This is a genomic window from Phaeobacter sp. PT47_59 (genome assembly GCF_028890025.1).
Lineage (GTDB): Bacteria > Pseudomonadota > Alphaproteobacteria > Rhodobacterales > Rhodobacteraceae > Phycobacter.
Window position 1 is genome coordinate 49230 of sequence record NZ_JARCJL010000006.1, and the last position, 19907, is coordinate 69136.

Genomic DNA, 19907 nt, shown 5'->3' on the forward strand with positions numbered 1-19907 from the left:
CTACAGCCGGGTGCCTTATTTCCGGGCTGCCAGCTGCGCCAGGGTCAGGCAGACATTGGTGGCCGCTGCCATATCCTGCACCGAGACCCACTCCAGCGGGCCATGCACGCATTGCATGCCGCAGAATATGTTCGGCGTCGGCACGCCCAGTTCCGTCAGGCGCGAGCCATCGGTGCCGCCGCGGATCGGCACGGAAATCGGTTCGATCCCGTTGGCGCGGCAGGCCTCAAGCGCCAGATCCACCGGGGTCATGTCCTCTTCCAGCCAATAGCGCATGTTGCGGTACTGCGGGTAGATCTCACAGGTGATTTCGGCGCGTGGCTCGCTTGCCTGCACCGCGTCGCAGACCTTGCGCAGCAATTCGCCCTTGGCGGCCAGCCCGTCACGTTCGAAATCGCGCAGGATCAGCTTGATCTCCATCTCGGAGGAGCCGCCACTCATGTCGGTCACATGCAGGAAGCCTTCGCGCTCATCCGTGGTTTCCGGCGTCATCGTGGCCTGGGGCAGGGTCTGCACGATCTTCGCGGCCAGATGCGCGGCATTGACCAGTTTCTCCTTTGCCCAGCCGGGATGGATCGACACGCCCTTGATCGTCACCACCGCGCGGTCGGCCGAGAAGCTCTCATAGATGATCTCGCCCACGTCGCTGCCATCCAGAGTATAGGCAAAATCGACGCCCAGATCCTGCGGCAGGCGCGGATCAACGCCGCGGCCGATTTCCTCGTCCGGGGTGAAGGCGATGCGGATGGGCCCGTGCGGGATCTCCGGGTTGTCGATCAGATGCTGCGCCAGGGTCATCACCACGGCGATGCCCGCCTTGTCATCGGCCCCCAAAAGGGTGGTGCCCGAGGCGGTGATCAGATCGTGGCCTTCCTTGCCCGCCAGATAGGGGTGTTCCTTGGGAGAGAGCACCAGATCGGGATTGTCGGGGAAGGTGATGTCGCCGCCATTGTAGCCCTGGATCAGGCGCGGTTTCACGCCTGCCGCATTGAACTGCGGCGCGGTATCCACATGGGCAAGGAAGCCCACCGTCGGCCCCTCCGCCGTGCCCGGAACGGTGGCGAGCACGGTGCCATAGTCAGTCAGCTCCACATCGCTCGCGCCGATCTCCTTCAGCTCTTCCACCATCAGGTTCAGCATGTCGAACTGGATCGCGGTGCTGGGGGAGGAGGGCGAAGTCTCATCGCTTTGACTGTCGATGGCGGCATAGCGGATGAGCCGGTCCTGAAGGGCCTGATCGAATTGGGTTTTCATGGCGTGCTCCGTAGAGGGTATGCGTTCGCCGCCACGCTGGGCCAGAGCGCGAGGGGCGTCAAGGGCAGGCTTGCACCCGAATGGAGCGAGCGGCAGTGCCGCGCGGCGGGCGGGGGCTGCCCGGCCTATCGTCCGGGCGTAAGTGTGCAAACAAAAAAAGGCGCCCCGGTTGGAGCGCCTTTCGTAATCGATTTGCTTGGGCCTAGCCCAGTTTCTTGGCGACCAACTCGTTCACCGCCTTGGGGTTGGCCTTGCCGCCGGTGGCTTTCATCACCTGACCGACGAACCAGCCCGCGAGCTTGGGGTTCACCTTGGCCTTTTCCACCTGCGCGGGGTTGGCGGCGATGATCTCGTCAAGCGCGGCCTCAATGGCGCCGGTGTCGGTCACCTGCTTCATGCCGCGCGCCTCGACGATCTCGGCCGGGTCGCCGCCTTCGGTGTAGACGATCTCGAACAGGTCCTTGGCGATCTTGCCCGAGATGGCATCCGAGGAAATAAGATCGATGATGCCACCCAGCTGCGCCGGGGAGACCGGGCTGTCGGTGATCTCGTGATCTTCTTTCTTCAGGCGGCCGAACAGCTCGTTGATCACCCAGTTGGCGGCCAGCTTGCCGTTGCGACCCTTGGCGACCTCGTCGAAATAGGCGGCCGATTCCACATCTGCCGTCAGCACCGAGGCGTCGTAGTCGGTGAGGCCGAATTCCTCGATAAATCGGGCTTTCTTTTCGTCCGGCAGCTCGGGCAGGTTGGCCTTGATGTTGTCCACCCAACCCTGTTCGATCTCCAGTGGCAGGAGGTCGGGATCGGGGAAATAGCGGTAGTCATGCGCTTCTTCTTTGGAGCGCATCGACCGCGTCTCGCCCTTGTCCGGATCGTACAGCCGGGTTTCCTGCTCGACCTTGCCGCCCGCTTCGACGATGGCGATCTGGCGACGGGCCTCGACCTCGATCGCTTGCTGGATGAAGCGCATCGAGTTCATGTTCTTGATCTCGCAGCGGGTGCCGAGATGCGAGAAATCCTGGGTCTCCTGGTATTTCTCATAGGCGCCGGGCAGGCAGATCGAGACGTTCACATCGGCGCGCAGGTTGCCGTTCTGCATGTTGCCGTCGCAGGTCCCGAGATACCGCATGATCTGGCGCAGCTTGGCGATATAGGCGGCGGCCTCTTCGGGGCCACGGATATCGGGGCGGGAGACGATCTCCATCAGGCAGACGCCGGTGCGGTTGAGGTCCACGAAGGACATGTTCGGGTCCATGTCGTGGATGGATTTGCCCGCGTCCTGCTCCATGTGGATGCGCTCGATCCGCACCATGCGCGCGGTGCCGTCGCCCAGTTCCACCAGCACTTCGCCTTCGCCCACGATGGGGTGGTAGAGCTGGGAGATCTGATAGCCCTGCGGCAGGTCAGGATAGAAGTAGTTCTTGCGGTCGAAGGCGGACCAGAGGTTGATATCGGCCTTGAGACCCAGACCGGTGCGCACCGCCTGTTCGACGCAGTATTCGTTGATCACAGGCAGCATGCCGGGCATCGCCGCATCCACGAAGGAGACGTTCGAGTTCGGCTCGGCGCCGAACTGGGTGGAGGCGCCGGAGAACAGTTTCGCATTGGAGCTGACCTGGGCATGCACCTCCATGCCGATGACCAGTTCCCAGTCATGCTTGGCGCCCGAGATCACCTTGGGCTTGGGGAGTTCATATGTCAGGTCGAGCATGTTTTTCCGCCGTATGAAATGTCCATGTTTGGCAGGTGTTCTAGGCTCCCGCCGCGCGCGGGGCAAGGGGCAATGCATGCCGGGGCGGGTACAGTCCCGGGGGATCGGCAAAACATGCTCTTGGCGATGCATGCGCGGGCAGCTAAGACGGATCTCCGACACGACAAAGGAGCAGCCCCCGTGGATACATCCCCTGAGATCAGCGCCCGCATCGCCCAGACCATCGCGACCGAGATCGGTGCCGGGGCCAAACAGGTGAGCGCCGCCGTCGCGCTGTTGGATGAAGGGGCGACCGTGCCCTTTGTCGCGCGCTACCGGAAAGAGGCGACCGGGGGCCTTGATGACACCCAGCTGCGCACCCTGGACGAGCGCCTGTCTTACCTGCGTGAACTCGAAGCGCGCCGGGGCAGCATCCTTGAGTCGATCAAAAGCCAGGACAAGCTGACCGATGATCTGGCAGCCAAGATCGCCAAGGCCGAGACCAAGGCGCAGCTGGAAGACATCTATCTGCCCTATAAACCCAAGCGCCGCACCAAGGCGATGATCGCGCGCGAAAACGGGCTTGAACCACTGGCGGAGGCCATCCTTGCCGACCGCCGCCTTGAGCCCGAGGCGCTGGCCGAAACCTATGTGACCGAGGCGGTGCCGACGGTGAAGGATGCCCTCAACGGCGCGCGCGACATTCTGACGGAACGGCTGACCGAGGACGCCGATCTTCTGGGCCGTTTGCGGGACTTCCTGCAGCGTGAGGCCTATCTCACCGCAAAGGTGGTCGAGGGCAAGGAGCAGGAGGGCGCCAAGTTCTCGGACTACTTCGACCACAGGGAGCGTTGGGCCGATGTGCGCTCGCACCGGGCGCTGGCGATGCTGCGGGGATCGAACGAGGGCGTGCTGACGCTGGATATCGGTCCCGACCCGGAAGAGGGAGTGGCGCGGGCCGAGGCCATGGTGGCAGCGGTGCTTGGGGCCAGCGGCGAAGGGCCGGGTGACACATGGCTGCGCAAGGTAGCAGGCTGGACGTGGCGGGTGAAACTGTCGCTTTCCATGATGCTGGAGCTGATGGGCGATCTGCGGGGGCGGGCACAGGAGGATGCGATCCAGGTCTTTGCCCGCAATCTCAAGGACCTGCTCTTTGCAGCGCCAGCCGGTGCGCGACCGACCCTCGGGCTGGATCCGGGCATTCGCACCGGCGTCAAGGCGGCAGTGGTGGATGCAACCGGGAAATTGGTGGCCACCGAGACCTTGTATCCGTTTCAGCCCAAGAACGATCTGCGCGGCGCGCAGGTGTCGATCGTGAAGCTGATCGCCGAACATGGCGTGGAACTCATTGCCATCGGCAATGGCACCGCCAGCCGCGAGACGGAGCGGATGGTGGCCGAGGTGTTGAAACACCTGCCCGCCAAGATCAAGGCGCCGACCAAGGTGGTGGTCTCCGAAGCCGGCGCCTCGGTCTATTCCGCCTCCGAACTGGCGGCGCGGGAGTTTCCGGATCTTGACGTGTCCTTGCGCGGTGCGGTCTCCATCGCGCGGCGTCTGCAGGATCCGCTGGCGGAACTGGTGAAGATCGAACCCAAAAGCATCGGCGTTGGCCAGTACCAGCACGATGTGGACCAGCACAGACTGTCGAAATCGCTGGAGGCGGTGATCGAGGATGTGGTGAACGCTGTTGGGGTCGATCTCAACATGGCCTCGGCGCCGCTGCTTTCGCATGTATCGGGGCTTGGCCCCGGTCTGGCCGAGGCGATCGTTGCGCATCGGGACATGAATGGCGCCTTCACGACCCGCAAGGAGCTGTTGAAAGTCGCGCGCCTGGGGCCGAAGGCGTTTGAACAATGCGCGGGCTTCCTGCGCATCCGGGACGGCAAGGAGCCGCTCGATGCCTCCTCGGTGCACCCCGAAAGCTACGATGTGGCGCGCAAGATCGTTTCGGCCTGCGGCCGCGACATTCGCCAGATCATGGGCGATGGCCAGGCGCTGAAGCGGCTGCGGGCCGAAGACTTCGTCGGCGGCGACGTCGGATTGCCCACGGTGCGCGATATCTTCTCTGAACTGGAAAAACCCGGCCGTGATCCGCGCCCGAGCTTTGTCACCGCCTCTTTCACCGATGGGGTGGAGGAGATCACCGATCTGAAACCGGGCATGGTGCTGGAGGGAACCGTGACCAATGTGGCGGCCTTTGGCGCCTTCGTGGACATTGGCGTCCATCAGGACGGGCTGGTGCATGTGAGCCAGCTGGCGGACCGTTTCGTGAAGGATCCGCATGAGGTGGTGAAGACGGGGCAGGTGGTCAAGGTCACCGTGACCGAGGTGGATGTGCCGCGCAAGCGCATCGGTCTGACCATGAAGAAGGACGGCGGTGCCTCGGCGCGGGACAGTAAAAACGAACGCGGTGATCGCGGCAATGGGCGCGGACAGGGGGCAGGGCGCGGTGGCAAGCCGCCCACACGGGGCAAGATGTCGGCCTCCCCCAAGGGGAAAAATGGCGGCCGTTCCGATGGCGGTAGCCCCGGCGCACTGGGCGCGGCGCTGATGGATGCCTTCAAGAAGTCCTGAGGTGGAGCGCTGAGACACAAAAGGCCGGGCATGTCCCGGCCTTTTCATTTTTCGGATGTCTGCTGTGTTATCCGGTGGTCATCTGCAGCCCCTCGGGCGTGATGGCGATCTTCTGGCCGCGGGCAATCTCTTCCCTGAAGATCTCGGCGATGAAGTTCATCGCCTGAGCCTGCCCCAGGGCCGAGAACCGCTTGAGCGATGAAATGCGGGCGTTGTTGTCGAACCCCTGTCCGGCATGAGCCCAGACCAGCGGGTGCAGCTCGCGCAGGTGGTCGCGGATCAGCCATTCCGCGGATTTGGCGATCTCTTCACGCGGCGTTCGCGGAGTAGCGCCATTCAGATGCGCACCGCCCATCGCCACCGCGCAATAGGCGCTCAGCAGATTGGCCATGTCCTGAGAGGGGCAGGCCTGCAGAATGTCGCGAAGCCCATCGATGAAGAACCGAGGATCGACAGCCTCACCCGCAGCCGGATCGGTGGCCAGGGCATCGAAATAGACCCAGGCGTAGCCCCCGGCGCCCCAGATCTCTTCGGTGCGCGCAGCGGTGCGGCGGGCCTCCAGCTCCAGCGCCTCATAGGAACCAGAACAGCGCGGCAGCATCTGCAGGCCAAGGGCGCGCATCGGGCGGTGATTCCTGGGCGCAAGGTCGATCAGCCGTGCATAGGCATCGGCCACATGCAGCGCATCCTCGCGACGGGCGGCAAATAGCGCACAATCGGCGGCGGCGATGAAGGCGCTGCTGCGGCGATCATCCGGGATCATCGAAAGCAGTGCGGCGGCCCGTTCGAAATGCGCCGCACATCGGCGCAGGTGGGCCTTGGATGCGGCGTCTTCCAGCCCCGGACCGCGCCAGAGCCAGCCGATATCGATATGGGCAAGGGCGATCAACGCGGTCAGATAGGGATCGTCCCGGTGGTCCTTGCGGATCGTCTCCAGTGCCATGATGCCATCGACAAGCTGGCGCTGGTCATGCGGTTTCTCCTCGCTGAGCGCATGTTCCACAGCATTGAGCACATCGGCACGGGCGCCATAGGCCAGAAGCTCGCTTTCGGGCATGCCGCCGGGGGTGGTGCGGTGGGTCGCATCCGCCGTCGCTATCCGCTCCGACAGCTCTTCCCAGCGCTCCTGACGGGCCAGGAACTGACCCTCCTGTTGCAGGGTAGAACAGAGCGCATCCTCTTGGCTTTCGCGACATACCGGTATCGACAGGAAATCCTCGGGCCTGCTCCAGCCGGGCGTGGGTTCTGCGGTCTGGAGAGGGTGCAATCCGGCGGGATCCTGCCGCTGCTTTCCCGGTCTGGCAAAGACGGCCGAGAGGCGGGACAGGACATCCGCAAGCGGAAAGGAGGGTCGTGGCATTCTTAGTATCCTGCGAGTTTGGCTGCGCATCGTGTCGGTACAACCTGATGCTGATTTGCGGCGCAAACATGGCGTCTCTGAGGAATGGGAGGTGCCAATTTGGGGAATTGGGAGTAGGCGCAGCAAAAAAGGTTAGTTCGCGGACTGATCCTGTAAAATGCTATTAAAAAAGCGAAAAATGATACCTCTCGTGGGGGATTTTGCGCAGGTCGCAGGCCGCAGTCAGGCCCTCGATCGGTGGGGTGGCGGGATGGGGCAGGCGCAGTTTCTCACCTGTCGTCAGCACCAGGGTGACGCGCACCGAAAAATCCAGCCGCGTATCAAGGCGCAGGCGGGCGATACGCTCCAGCGGCACCGCCCCGCGTGAGGATCCGGTGAACCAGCTGATTTGATCCTCTGTCAGGTCCAGCCCGGATTGCGGGTTCTTTGCCAACTCATAAAGGCCGGGCAGGGTGGGCAGGCCGAGCAGCGCGACCAGCCAGGGGCTGGCCTGCACAAGGACTGCAAGGGCGGTCAGGCCCAGGAGCCAGGCCATGAGGGCAAGCGCCAGCGCTAGGGAGCGCCCCTGCCTGCGAAAGCGGTAGGGAGGGGCGGCTGCCTCGCTGTGCTGTCCCGCGCGATCAGGCATCCAGAATGCGCGTGACCATCTCGGTGGTGTCGCGGCTCAGCCCGTCTGTACCAGCGATCCGCTGCAGTTGCTCCCGGATCAGGGCCTGCCGGTCCGCATCGTAGCGCCGCCAGGTCTGGAAGGCGGCACACATGCGGGCGGTGGTCTGCGGGTTCAGCTTGTCCAGCGCAATGAGGTTCTCTGCCAGAAGGCGGTAGCCCGCGCCGGATGCATGGTGGAAGCCCGCGTGATTGCCCGCCATCGCCCCCATCACCGCGCGGAACCGGTTGGGGTTCTTCAGGGTGAACAGGGCGTGTCCGGTCAGATCCTGTGCGATCTGGGCCGCAGCTTCGGGGGCGGCGGTCGCGATCTGCAGGGCAAACCATTTGTCCATCACCAGCCGGTCGCCCTTCCACTGGTCATAGAAGGCCTGCGATTGCGCCGCGCCCTTTTCGGCCTTCAGAAGGCAGGATAGCGCTGCGTATTGCTGGGTCATGTTGTCTGCGGCCTCATATTGGCGCGCGGCCTGTTGCCCGCCGTCGAGCCGCGTCAGCAGGGACAGGATCCGGGCGTTCAGATCCCGCTTGCCGGTGCTGACCGCGTCTGGGCTGTAGGGGCCATCGACGGTGGTTGCGGCATAAAGCCGGGGCAGGCTGTCGGCCAGCTGTTCGGCCAGGGTCTGGGCAAAGGTCTCTGCCGCGTCATGGATCTGTTGCGGATCGGGGGTGTGACCGTGTTCATGCAGGGCCTGGGCGATGTTGGACTGGCTGGGCGGCGACAGCACCAAGGCGCGGAAGGCCGGATCCAGATCATCGTCGCGCAACATCTTCTGCAGCGCGTCAAGGTAGTCCGCATCCGGCGCTGCCCCGTCCAGGATCATGGCGATGCGCGCCTCGCGGGCCAGGGCATTGCCCGCCTCCCAGCGGTTGAAGGGATCGGTGTCATGGGCCAAGAGGAAGGCGCGTTCACTGTTCGTGGTCTCGCGCTCCAGGATCACCGGCGCCGAGAACTCCCTCAGGATCGAGGGCACCGGCTTTGCCGCCAGCCCTTCGAAGGTGAAGCTCTGCTTGCCTTCCGTCATTTCCAGGACCTGCGTGGGCAGAACCTCGTCCCCGTTTGGGCCAAGAAGACCAACGGCGATGGGGATCACGCGGGGCGCCTTGTCCGGCTGGCCGGGCGTCGGGGCGGTCTTCTGTTCAAAGGTCAGCGTATAGGTGCCGTCCTGGTAGCTTTCTTCGACGCTCAGGCGCGGGGTGCCCGCCTGGCTGTACCAGAGCTTGAACTGTGTGAGATCCCGGCCCGTTGCATCCTCGAACACCTTGAGCCAGTCCTCGATGGTGCAGGCCTGCCCGTCATGGCGGTCAAAATAGAGATCCAGAGCCTTTGAATAGCCGTCATCCCCCACCAGCCGCTTCAGCATGCCGATCACCTCGGCGCCTTTTTCATAGACGGTGGCGGTGTAGAAGTTGTTGATCTCCTGGAACTGTTCCGGGCGTGGCGGATGGGCCAGCGGGCCGCCATCCTCGGGGAACTGGCGCGCGCGCAGATCGATCACATCCGAGATGCGCTTCACCGGAGCCGAGCGCATGTCAGCGGTGAACTGCGCGTCGCGGAAGACGGTCAGTCCTTCTTTCAGACACAGCTGGAACCAATCGCGGCAGGTGATGCGGTTGCCGGTCCAGTTGTGGAAATACTCATGCGCGATGATCGCCTCGATCCGTTCGTAATTGGCATCGGTGGAGGTATCGGGCGAGGCCAGTACGCAGGAGGAGTTGAAGATATTGAGACCCTTGTTCTCCATCGCGCCCATGTTGAAGTCGTCGACGGCGACGATATTGAAGATATCGAGGTCGTATTCGCGCCCGTAGACCTCTTCGTCCCAGGTCATGGATTTCTTCAGCGCCTCCATGCCGAAGGCGCATTTACCCTCGTCGCCGGGGCGCACCCAGATGTTCAGCTCCACCTCTTTGCCGGATCTGGTGGTGAAACTGTCAGGATGGTTCACAAGATCCCCGGCCACCAGCGCGAACAGGTAGGCGGGCTTGGGCCAGGGGTCGTGCCATTCGGCCCAGCCCGCGCCGTTGCCGGTAGGGTTGCCGTTCGAGAGTTTCACCTTCTCGTCGCCTTCGATGCGCACCTTGAAGGTGGACATCACGTCGGGGCGGTCCGGGTAATAGGTGATCTTGCGGAAACCCTCGGCCTCGCATTGGGTGCAATACATGCCGTTCGACATGTAAAGCCCTTCGAGCGCGGTATTGCCTTCGGGGTCGATCTCGACCTCTGCCTCCCAGGTGAAGGGGGTATCCGGCACATCGCAGGTGAGGCCCGTATCGGTCAGGGTTGGCGTCACCTCGGTGCCGTCGATTGCCGCGCGGATCAGGGTCAGCTCTTCGCCATGCAGAAAGAAGGTCGGGTCCGCCGCGCCGGGTTTGGGGGAAAACCGGATCTTGCTGATCACCCGCGTGGCATTGGGGGCCAGCCTGAAGGTCAGTTCGACGCTCACCACTTCGAACCCGAAGGGGGTGTAGTCCTTGAGGTAAAAGGTTTCCGGGGCAGAGGCGGGGGCGGCGTCTTTCATGGCTCTCTCCTGTGGATGCGTGGCGCGCGGAAAATGAACCGCTGCGGGCCTGCGCGCGTATCTTTCCCATAGTCGTATGCAATGCAGCCCAGAGCAGCAAGCCATCAGCATCAATGGCAAGGACGGAGTTACCGCGAAGATGTCGACACTCCTGTGGTTCAAGCGCGATCTGCGGTTGGAGGACCATCCGGCGCTGGCGCGTGCCGTGGCGCTGGGAGATCCGATCCTCTGTCTTTTCATTATCGAGCCCGAGTTCTGGCAGCAGCCGGATGCCTCCCGCCGACAGTATGATTTCCTTCTCAAGTGCCTGAAGGATCTGCGCATGGCGTTGCGGCAGCGGGGCGCCGATCTGGTGATGCGGGTGGGGGATGCGGTTGCGGTGCTGGATGATCTGGCAGGGCAGTATGGGGTCCGGCGCCTCGTCAGCCACGAGGAAACCGGCAACGGCTGGACCTATGACCGTGACCGGCGGGTTGCAGCCTGGGCGCGTGGGCGTGGCTTGGCTTGGATCGAAATCCCCCAATGCGGGGTTGTGCGCCGCCTTTCCGGGCGCGACGGCTGGCAGGGTGCCCGCGATGCCCATATGCGGCAAACGCGCATTGCAGCACCGGAGCGGCTCATGGGGATCTGCAGCGCGGGCGATCCTTTGCCAACTGCTGCTGATCTGGGGCTGGCGCCTTATGGGATCTGCGGTGCTCAGGCCGGTGGGCGGACTGCGGGCCTGGAGCGCCTATCCAGCTTTCTGTCACATCGCGGCCAGCACTACCGGCGCGAAATGTCATCGCCGCTGGAGGGGGCAGCGGCCTGTTCACGCCTGTCGCCGCATCTGGCCTTTGGCACCCTTTCTGTGCGCGAGGCGGTGCAGGCGACGCTCGATCAGCAATCACAAGGGCGCAACGGGGGCTGGGCCGGATCGCTCAAGTCCTTTCAGGCGCGGCTCGCCTGGCGGGATCACTTCATGCAGAAACTGGAGGATCAGCCTGATATCGAGCGCCATTGCCTGCATCCGGCCTATGAGGGGCTGCGCCCCGTGCAGCCGGATGCCGCGCGTCTGCAGGCATGGCAGGCGGGCGAGACCGGGCTGCCCCTTGTGGATGCCTGTATGCGATCCCTGACAGCGACGGGCTGGCTCAACTTTCGCATGCGGGCCATGGTGATGTCGGTGGCCTCCTATCACCTGTGGCTGGATTGGCGCGCCACCGGGCAGCATCTGGCGCGCATGTTCACGGATTACGAGCCCGGCATCCATTGGAGCCAGGTGCAGATGCAGTCGGGTACAACTGGCATGAACACCATCCGCATCTACAATCCGGTGAAACAGGGGCTGGACCAGGATCCGACCGGAGCCTTTACCCGCGCCTGGCTGCCGGAGTTGGCCGGGGTTCCAGACCGGTTCCTGCAAGAGCCCTGGAAGTGGGAGAGGGCGGGGCGGATCCTCGGGTGCAGATATCCGGAGCCTGTAGTCGATGTGAAAGAGGCGGGGCGTGCCGCCCGCGATGCGGTCTGGTCCGTGCGCAAGGCCGAGGGGTTTCGCACCGTTGCACATCGTATCGTTCAGAAACACGCCAGCCGCAAATCCCCAAGTCGGCGCAGCGGGCGGGGGGCTTCCCGACAAAAGCCCTCTGATCAGTTGAGCTTTGATTTCTGATGCCCCGCATGCGCAAGAAATCGGAGCTGCCCAGCAAGATCTGCCCCGCCTGCACCCGGCCCTTCGCCTGGCGTCGCAAGTGGGCGCGGGATTGGGAGCAGGTGGTCTATTGCTCGGCGCGTTGCCGCAGCGTGGCCAAGGCGGGATCTGCAAAGAAGATTTGAAACAGCCTCTGCCAAATTGGTCAGAAAAATTTACCACCCTTGTTGCCGATAGGAAACTTTTCCTGTATCGGGGAAACAATCGCGGATGACCTTGGAGGAGAAAGCGCTCATGGCTGACAGGAAAGACATTCACGGGATGCAGGTTGCATCCGAGCTGGCTGACTTTATCGAAACCAAGGCTTTGCCGGGAACCGGGGTCAGCGCAGATGCCTTCTGGTCCGGTCTTTCGGGCCTTGTGAATGGCATGGGTGACGAGAACCGCGCCCTGCTGGCCACGCGCGAAGAGATCCAGAGCCGCATCGACGCCTGGCATCTGGAGCGGCGCGGTCAGCCGCATGATGCTGCAGCCTATACCGCCTTCCTGAAGGAGATCGGCTACCTGGTGCCCGAGGGCGATGATTTCGAGGTGGAGACCGTGAATGTCGACCCCGAGATCGCCCTGACACCCGGCCCGCAGCTGGTGGTGCCGATCACCAACGCGCGTTTTGCCCTGAATGCGGCCAACGCCCGCTGGGGCTCCCTGTATGATGCGCTGTATGGCACCGATGCCATGGGCGATCTGCCTGCTGCTGGTGGCTATGACGCCGCGCGCGGCGCGCGGGTGATCGCCTGGGGCCGGGCCTTCCTGGATGAGACCTTCCCGCTGGCCTCTGGCTCCTGGGCCGATGTCGATGCGCTGTCGGTTGCAGACGGCGCGTTGGTTCCCGCGCTGAAAGAGGAAGGTCAATTCGCAGGCTATGCCGGCGACGCCTCGACCCCGTCGCGTGTCTTCCTCAAGAACAACGGGTTGCATGCCATCGTCGAGATCGACGCCAGCGGCAATATCGGCAAGGACGACCGCGCAGGCATCAATGACATCACGCTGGAATCCGCCCTCTCCACCATCATGGACTGCGAAGACTCGGTCGCCTGCGTGGATGCCGCGGACAAGGTGCAGGCCTATTCCAACTGGCTGGGTCTGATGAAGCGCGACCTGGCCGAGGAAGTCAGCAAGGGCGGCGCAACCTTCACCCGCGTTTTGAATGATGACGTGACCATGACCACGCCCGCTGGTGAGGCCGCGACCCTGAAAGGCCGCTCGCTTTTGCTGGTGCGCAACGTCGGTCACCTGATGACCAACCCGGCGGTGCTGGACAGCGAGGGCCGCGAGGCGGGTGAGGGCTTCCTTGATGCGATGATCACGGTGCTGATTGCCATGCATGACCTCAAATCCGAGGGCGGCAACTCCACCCATGGGTCGGTCTATGTGGTGAAACCCAAGATGCACGGCCCCGAAGAGGTCGCCTTTGCCGTGCGCATCTTCGATCACGTCGAAGACGCGCTGGGCCTGCCGCGCAACACCGTCAAGATCGGCATCATGGACGAGGAACGCCGCACCTCGGTAAACCTCAAGGAATGTATCCGCGCCGCCAAATCCCGCGTGGCCTTCATCAACACCGGCTTCCTGGATCGCACCGGCGACGAGATCCATACCTCGATGGAAGCGGGGCCGATGCTGCGCAAGGGCGAGATGAAATCGACCCCCTGGATTGCGTCCTACGAGGATCGCAACGTGGATATCGGCCTAGCCTGCGGCCTCAAGGGGCGCGCGCAGATCGGCAAGGGCATGTGGGCCATGCCCGATCGCATGGGCGAGATGCTGGAGGCCAAGATCGGCCATCCCCAGTCCGGCGCGACCTGTGCCTGGGTGCCTTCGCCCACCGCTGCGACCCTGCACGCGACCCATTATCACAAGATCGACGTGCTGGCGCGCCAGGATGAACTCAAGGCAGGCGGTGCCCGCGGCAGCCTTGCGGACCTGCTGACCATCCCGGTGATGGAGGGGCAGAACCTGTCGGATGACGAAATCGCCAATGAGATCGAGAACAACGCCCAGGGCATCCTTGGCTATGTGGTGCGCTGGGTCGATCAGGGCGTTGGCTGTTCCAAGGTGCCAGACATCAACGATGTGGGCCTGATGGAAGACCGCGCCACCTGCCGGATCTCCTCCCAGGCGCTGGCCAACTGGCTGCACCATGGCGTTGTCTCCGAAGAGCAGGTGATGGCCGCGATGCAGAAGATGGCCGCCGTGGTGGATGGGCAGAACGCGGGCGATCCCGCCTACCGCCCGATGGCGCCCGGCTTTGACGGCATCGCCTTCCAGGCCGCCTGCGATCTGGTCTTCAAGGGCCGTATCCAGCCCTCCGGCTATACCGAGCCGGTGCTGCATGCCCGCCGCCTGGAACTGAAGGCCGCCGGGTAACACCACAGCAACGGACCGCAGCCTGCCTGCGGTCCTTTTCTTTGATCGACCTCGACAGACACACTTCAACGGAAGGACACCGGAGATGACCATCTCACTTCGACGCGCACGTACCATTATTCGCAAGGCCCTGGAGAAGGGCCGCGAGCTGGAGCTGAAACCCCTGTCGGTGGTGGTGCTGGATGCGGGCGGCCATGTGCAGTCCTTTGAACGCGAAGACGGCGCCGCACCGGGCCGTTTCGCCATCGCCCACGGCAAGGCTTATGGCGCGGTGATGCTGGGCATGGCCGGTAGCGCCCAGATGGCGCGGGCCGAGCAGCAGGCCTATTTCATGGCTGCCGTGAATGGCGTCTATGGCGGCCAGGTCGTACCGGTTCCGGGCGGCGTTCTTCTGCGCGACAAGAAGGGCACCGTGCTGGGCGCCGTTGGCGTCACGGGCGACACCTCGGATAATGACGCGGCGGCAGCGCTGGCCGGGATCGAGGCCGTTGGGCTGGTGGGCGAGGCCTGATCGGCCTTCACCCTTCGCGACAACAGGATGAACAAGGCCCGCGCCAGGCTGTGGCGCGGGTCTTTTTGTGCCGGGTTCGTGTCAGGTTCGCGCCGGGGCATAGCACGAATGCATTAAGAATGACCGCTCTGTCCCCTGTGCGGGGCTGAACAAGCGCCTGCGCCAAGCTACCGAGTTGATTGCCGCGCGGCGCGCGGCTAGGGTCACGGAACTTCAACAAGACGCGAGCGGATCATGGCCCGGCCCAAAGTAGGCATTATCGGCAACTCCTATCTGATCAACGATCAATACCCGACCCATGCGGGCGGCACGATGAACTCCGAAGCAGTGGCCGATGTGTCGGGCTGCATGCCCTTGGTCATCCCCACGGATCCGCGATATGTGTCGGTGGAGGAACTGCTTGAAACCTTTGACGGCTTCCTGCTGACCGGCGGGCGCCCGAACGTGCACCCCAACGAATATGGCGAGGAAGAGACCGAGGCCCATGGCGCCTTTGACCGCGCCCGCGATGCCATCGCCCTGCCGCTGGTTCGGGCCTGCGTCGAGCGGGGCCAGCCCTTCCTTGGCATCTGCCGCGGCTTTCAGGAGGTCAATGTCGCCATGGGCGGAAGCCTTTACCCCGAGATCCGCGATCTGCCGGGCCGGATGAACCACCGCATGCCCCCCGATGGCACCCTGGAAGAGAAATTCGCTCTGCGCCACTCAGTGAAGCTGACCACCGGCGGCGTGTTCCACCGCCTCTTTGGCGCCGATGAGGTGATGACCAACACGCTGCATGGGCAGGGCATCAAACACCCCGGTGCGCGCATAGTCATCGACGGCCATGCCCCGGACGGCACGCCCGAGGCGATTTACGTCAAGGATGCCCCTGGCTTTACCATGGCGGTGCAATGGCACCCGGAATGGGATGCCGCCAACGATCCCGTCTCACGCCCGCTGTTCCAGGCCTTCGGCGAAGCCGTGCGCGACTGGGCGGACGGCGCGCGCCCCAAGCCGTTGCAGAAGTCGGCCTAATCGTGCGTTCGTCTTAGAGGTACGAGGGTGAGAGGGAAAAACAAAAATCGCCTCCCAATCGCGTTGGTCCGCTTTGAGCCCTCTTTGAATACTGCTGCGCCATGCGCGAGTGTCGGCTTACAACCGATACCGAAAAGCAGCTAAATTGGAACAATCAGGCAGGCATTCCATCTGCCTTCGGGAGATTGGGGTCCATTTGATCCCAAGGCTGAGCGCTCTTCACGTAGATGTCACGGCTTGGCGCGTACCAGCTCGGATCATCCAAACTACCCGCAAACAGGATCATCGCTCCCTCACTTGCCTTGTTGATCAGAAACAGGGGTGACCCACATGCAGAGCAGAAGCCACGAAGCATAGCATGGCCGCGATCAGCTTGGCGCTCGAACCATTTTGGCTCCCCTTTTTCGAGCTTGAAATCCTCCTGTTTAACCAGGACTGCTGGAAAATAAGCGCTTCCAGTAGCCTGCTGGCAATCACGGCAATGGCAATTCCCCATGTAGCGGGCAACACCTTCGGACCTGTATCGGATTGCTCCACACGCGCATCCACCGGTGAATTGTTCTGGCAACATAAGCATTCCTCCCGAATTCATTTTAGGTAGGAGAACCAATTTCGCAACAACCCTGCGTTCTTGCGAGGCTATGTTGGCAGAGCGGTCATTGGGGCACTGGCAGCAAGGGCAGGTTTGTCCGCATTGTCGACCATCAAGGCTAGCACGCAGAAAAAGCCCGCCGGATCAGCGGCGGGCTCTTCTTATTCATATTCTCGCCACGCCGGTTCAAACCAGCAGGTCGAACTCATGCATCAGGGGGAGGCTGCGGGCGCGTTTGCCGGTGAGGTCGAATAGCGCATTGGCCAGTGCCGGGGCTGCCGGGGGTGTGCCGGGCTCGCCCGCGCCGCCCATGTGGGTCTGGTTTTGCAGTACCGCGACCTCGACCGTCGGCATGGTATGCATGCGCATCGCCTCGTAATCGGGGAAATTCTGCTGCTCCACCGCGCCGCCCGCAAAGGTGATCTCACCGAAACAGGCCGCTGACAGGCCGTAGGCCAGGCCGCTGAACAGCTGTGCCTCGACGTTGCGGGGATCCACGGCCAAGCCGATGTCGGCGGCGATCCAGGCCTTGTTGATGCGGATCTGACCGTCTTCGTCCACCACCTCGATCACCTCGGCCACGGGGGTGCCGAAACTATAGGCCAGTGCGACGCCGCGCCCCACGCCCTCGGGCGTCTTTCCGGTCCAGCCGGACATATCGCGGACCTTTTCCAGCACCTGTGCCGAAGGCTCCCATTCGGCGCGGGCCAGTTCCAGCCGGAACTCCAGCGGGTCGCGGCCTGCGATATGGGCCATCTCGTCAAGGATGGTGTCCGAGAAGAAGCCGTTGAAGGAGGCCGCGACCGAGCGCCAGAAGCCGACCGGCACCATCGGCTTCACCAGATAGCCTTCAACGCGGAAATTCGGGATTGCCAGCGGCTGGTTGAAGGCCGCATCCACATGACCCTTGTCCGGCCCCGACATGGGCAGGCCCAGCATGCGGCCCGCGCCCTCCACCGTGGTGGATTGGGCGGCGATCTTGCCGTGCACCATCACTGCCTTGCCGTCCTTCACCGCCGCGCGATAGCGGGCAATGGCGCCGGGGCGGTAGAAGTCATGGGTCATGTCCTCTTCGCGGCTCCAGGTGAGCTGGACGGGCGTGCCGCGCATCTGCATCGCGACCTCTACCGCGCGATTGGCATAGTCGATCTCGATCCTGCGACCAAAGCCACCGCCCAGATAGGTTGTGTGCACCTCGACCGCCTCTTTCGGCAGGCCCGCGATCTTGGCCGCCGATTTCTGCACCACCGTCGGCCCCTGGTTGGGCGCCCAGATCTGCAAGGCATCGCCGGTGTAAAGCGCGGTGGCATTCATCGGCTCCATGGTGGCATGGGCGAGGTAGGGCAGGCGGTATTCGGCCTCGATCACCTTGGCACCCTCGGGCAGGCTGTCCACATCGCCATCGTCGCGCAGGGTCGAATTGGGGCTTTCGTCAAAGGCCTTTTCGATCTCGGCAAAGATCGCATCGGTGGTTTCGGGATAGGGGGCGGGCTCCCAGGCGATGTCGATTGCGTCCACCGCCTGTTGCGCGAGCCAGGTGTTGGTCGCAACCACGGCAACCGCATCCCCGAGATCCAGCACCTTTTCCACGCCCGGCATGGTTTCGGCGGCGCTGGCATCAAAGGAGGTTTTGCTGGCGCCAAAATGCGGGCTTTGCCGGATGGCGGCGAACTTCATGCCTTCAAGGCGCACATCGACACCGAAACCTGCCGTACCAGTGACCTTGGCCACCATATCAAGCCGCGGCATGTCCTTGCCGACGTATTTCCACTGGGAGGCGGGGCGCAGCTCGGCATCTTGCGGTTCAACCCCGGCGGCCTCCTCGGCCAGCTGCGTATAGGCGATCCGGCTGCCGTCCGGGGCGATCACATGGCCGTCCTCGGTGCTGAGCAGCGCGCGGGAGGTGCCAAGGCGCTGGGCCGCGGCCTCCTTCAGGGTTTCGCGCGCGGTGGCCCCGGCCATCCGCATCCGCTCGAACCCGTCCTTCATGGACGACGACCCACCGGTCACCTGCAGGTCGAGGAATTTCGACATATGCCCGACGATCTGCCCCAGCGAGTGCTGGAAGTTGCTGGCGTTATAGCCACGACCGGGCAGGGCCTCGGCCATCATGGCGCTGTTGTAATAGGCCTTGGCGGCGGGGCCATGGATCACCTTGACCGTCTCCGGGCGCACATCCAGTTCTTCGGCGATCAGCGCGACCCAGGAGGTTTCCACACCCTGACCCATCTCGGCGCGCGGGGCCACCAGGGTCACGCCGGATTGGTCCACCATGACAAAGGGGTTGAGCGCGGCCTGTCCCTCTTTCGGGGAAAGCGGGTTGGGCGCGGGCTGGTGGTATTTGTAGGTGCCAAAGGCCACCCCGCCCAGGATGGCGGCAGAGCCGATCAGGAAGCTGCGGCGGGCGATTTTCTTGATGCTGGCCATGGTTCAAGCCTCCTGCATCATCTTGGCGGCGGCATTGATGGCAGCACGCATGCGCGGGTAGGTGCCGCAGCGGCAGAGGTTGCCCTGCATGGCCTCGTCGATCTCGCTGTCGCTGGGGGAGGGGTTGTCCTTCAGGAGACTGGCGGCCTGCATGATCTGGCCGGACTGGCAATAGCCGCATTGCGCTACCTGGTGGTCGACCCAGGCCTGCTGGATCGCCGCCATGGCATCGGGAGTGCCGACGCCTTCGATGGTGGTGATTTCGCCCCAGACATCGCCAAGCGCAACCTGGCAAGAGCGCACCGCCTCGCCATCGATATGCACGGTGCAGGCGCCACAGGCGGCAACGCCGCAGCCGAACTTGGTGCCGGTGAGACCGATCTCGTCCCGCAGAACCCACAGGAGGGGCACATCCTGCGGCAGGTCGAGCTCATGGTCGGTTCCGTTGATTCTCAGCGTGGTTGGCATGGGGCTGACCTCCGTATCCGGTTTCTGACAAAATGTCCGCAATGTGTCAGGATGTCAATTGACAAATTTCCGCAGCAATGTCAGTAGCCATTGGCATGAACCAATTGTCGCCCGATCCCAAAGCTGAGACCATTCTGCACTCTGCCTGGCAGGCCTTTTCGGCCTATGGGTTTCGCAAGACCTCGATGGATGACATAGCGCGCGGCGCGGGAATGTCCCGCCCGGCGGTCTATCTGCACTTTCGCAACAAGGAAGCGATTTTCACCGCCCTGGTAGAGGCCTATTACACCCAGGCGCTGCACGACGTGCAGGCGGCGCTGGACCAGCGCGGCACCCTGGCAGAGCGCCTGTCGCTTGCCTTTGAGGCCCACGGTGGCCCGACGATGGAGGCGATGATGTCTTCGGCCCATGGGTTGGAGCTGTTCGAGGCCAGCATGAGCGTGGCGCCGGAGGCGATCCAGGCTGGTGAGGCGGCTCTGGCGGGCCTCTATGCGGCTTGGCTGGCGCAAAGAGAGTTGCCCGCGACCGTGGGACCGGCCGAGGAGGTCGCGCAGGTCTTTTGCTCCGCACTCAAGGGTATCAAGCATACCTCGGCGGATTATGCGGGTTATCGCCAGCGGGTATTGCAATTGGCCGCATTGATGGCGCGGGCGTTGCAGGGGACGTGATTGTCTTTCAGGGATGGGCCAGGTTGGCGGGGAGGCTCCCGCGCCTGAAGCCTGCCCTGCCTGTAGCAGAGCCTGCTTGCAGCCTTGGGCCCGGCGCCGCGCCAAAGGCG

At 63.6% G+C, this 19907-nt stretch carries 15 protein-coding genes; 7 read left to right on the forward strand and 8 right to left on the reverse strand.

Annotated features, from left to right (window positions below):
* Positions 1-15: 15 nt before the first annotated feature.
* On the reverse strand, positions 16-1254 hold the full coding sequence (gene pepT / locus PXK01_RS07305) for a peptidase T (RefSeq protein ID WP_274859476.1): 1239 nt from the start codon (positions 1252-1254) through the stop codon (positions 16-18).
* A 202-nt stretch (positions 1255-1456) separates the two neighbouring features.
* Entirely contained in the window at positions 1457-2965 is a 1509-nt protein-coding gene (gatB, locus tag PXK01_RS07310; RefSeq protein ID WP_274849153.1) for an Asp-tRNA(Asn)/Glu-tRNA(Gln) amidotransferase subunit GatB, read from the reverse strand.
* Positions 2966-3145: 180 nt separating this feature from the next.
* On the opposite strand from gatB, the gene PXK01_RS07315 reads away from it, so the two are divergent.
* Complete coding sequence (locus PXK01_RS07315) at positions 3146-5518, forward strand: Tex family protein (protein ID WP_274859477.1); 2373 nt, start codon at positions 3146-3148, stop codon at positions 5516-5518.
* 67 nt (positions 5519-5585) lie between these two features.
* Here the strand turns inward: PXK01_RS07315 and PXK01_RS07320 are convergent, their stop codons facing one another.
* The 3 genes from PXK01_RS07320 to pepN form a co-directional block, all read right to left on the reverse strand.
* Complete coding sequence (locus tag PXK01_RS07320; protein ID WP_274859478.1) at positions 5586-6878, reverse strand: hypothetical protein; 1293 nt, start codon at positions 6876-6878, stop codon at positions 5586-5588.
* A gap of 163 nt (positions 6879-7041) precedes the next feature.
* Positions 7042-7506, reverse strand: coding sequence for a hypothetical protein (locus PXK01_RS07325; protein ID WP_274859479.1), 465 nt, complete (start codon positions 7504-7506; stop codon positions 7042-7044).
* On the reverse strand, positions 7499-10063 hold the full coding sequence (pepN, locus tag PXK01_RS07330) for an aminopeptidase N (protein ID WP_274859480.1): 2565 nt from the start codon (positions 10061-10063) through the stop codon (positions 7499-7501). Before pepN ends, PXK01_RS07325 begins: the two co-directional genes overlap by 8 nt.
* 139 nt (positions 10064-10202) lie before the next feature.
* On the opposite strand from pepN, the gene PXK01_RS07335 reads away from it, so the two are divergent.
* The 5 genes from PXK01_RS07335 (at position 10203) to PXK01_RS07355 (ending at position 15642) form a co-directional block, all read left to right on the forward strand.
* On the forward strand, positions 10203-11711 hold the full coding sequence (locus tag PXK01_RS07335; protein WP_274859481.1) for an FAD-binding domain-containing protein: 1509 nt from the start codon (positions 10203-10205) through the stop codon (positions 11709-11711).
* A gap of 8 nt (positions 11712-11719) precedes the next feature.
* On the forward strand, positions 11720-11875 hold the full coding sequence (locus tag PXK01_RS07340; RefSeq protein ID WP_446728425.1) for a DUF2256 domain-containing protein: 156 nt from the start codon (positions 11720-11722) through the stop codon (positions 11873-11875).
* A 109-nt stretch (positions 11876-11984) separates the two neighbouring features.
* Positions 11985-14117, forward strand: a complete 2133-nt coding sequence (locus tag PXK01_RS07345; protein WP_274859483.1) for a malate synthase G — start codon at positions 11985-11987, stop codon at positions 14115-14117.
* An 85-nt stretch (positions 14118-14202) separates the two neighbouring features.
* Entirely contained in the window at positions 14203-14628 is a 426-nt protein-coding gene (locus PXK01_RS07350; protein WP_274859484.1) for a GlcG/HbpS family heme-binding protein, read from the forward strand.
* 234 nt (positions 14629-14862) lie between these two features.
* Positions 14863-15642, forward strand: coding sequence for a gamma-glutamyl-gamma-aminobutyrate hydrolase family protein (locus tag PXK01_RS07355; protein WP_274859485.1), 780 nt, complete (start codon positions 14863-14865; stop codon positions 15640-15642).
* A gap of 154 nt (positions 15643-15796) precedes the next feature.
* On the opposite strand, the gene PXK01_RS07360 is transcribed toward PXK01_RS07355, so the two are convergent.
* The 3 genes from PXK01_RS07360 to PXK01_RS07370 all read right to left on the reverse strand — a co-directional run bounded on the left by PXK01_RS07360 (position 15797) and on the right by PXK01_RS07370 (position 19129).
* Positions 15797-16213: a GFA family protein gene (locus PXK01_RS07360; RefSeq protein WP_274859486.1), complete on the reverse strand. Its 417-nt coding sequence runs from the start codon at positions 16211-16213 to the stop codon at positions 15797-15799.
* A 207-nt stretch (positions 16214-16420) separates the two neighbouring features.
* The gene (locus tag PXK01_RS07365) at positions 16421-18661 is read right to left on the reverse strand and encodes a xanthine dehydrogenase family protein molybdopterin-binding subunit (RefSeq protein WP_274859487.1); all 2241 of its coding nucleotides are present in this window, start codon (positions 18659-18661) and stop codon (positions 16421-16423) included.
* Positions 18662-18664: 3 nt separating this feature from the next.
* Positions 18665-19129: a (2Fe-2S)-binding protein gene (locus tag PXK01_RS07370; RefSeq protein ID WP_274859489.1), complete on the reverse strand. Its 465-nt coding sequence runs from the start codon at positions 19127-19129 to the stop codon at positions 18665-18667.
* 95 nt (positions 19130-19224) lie between these two features.
* On the opposite strand from PXK01_RS07370, the gene PXK01_RS07375 reads away from it, so the two are divergent.
* Positions 19225-19797 carry a TetR/AcrR family transcriptional regulator gene (locus tag PXK01_RS07375; RefSeq protein WP_274859490.1) on the forward strand — a complete coding sequence of 191 codons (573 nt, stop codon included), beginning with the start codon at positions 19225-19227 and terminating at the stop codon, positions 19795-19797.
* Positions 19798-19907 lie beyond the last annotated feature (110 nt).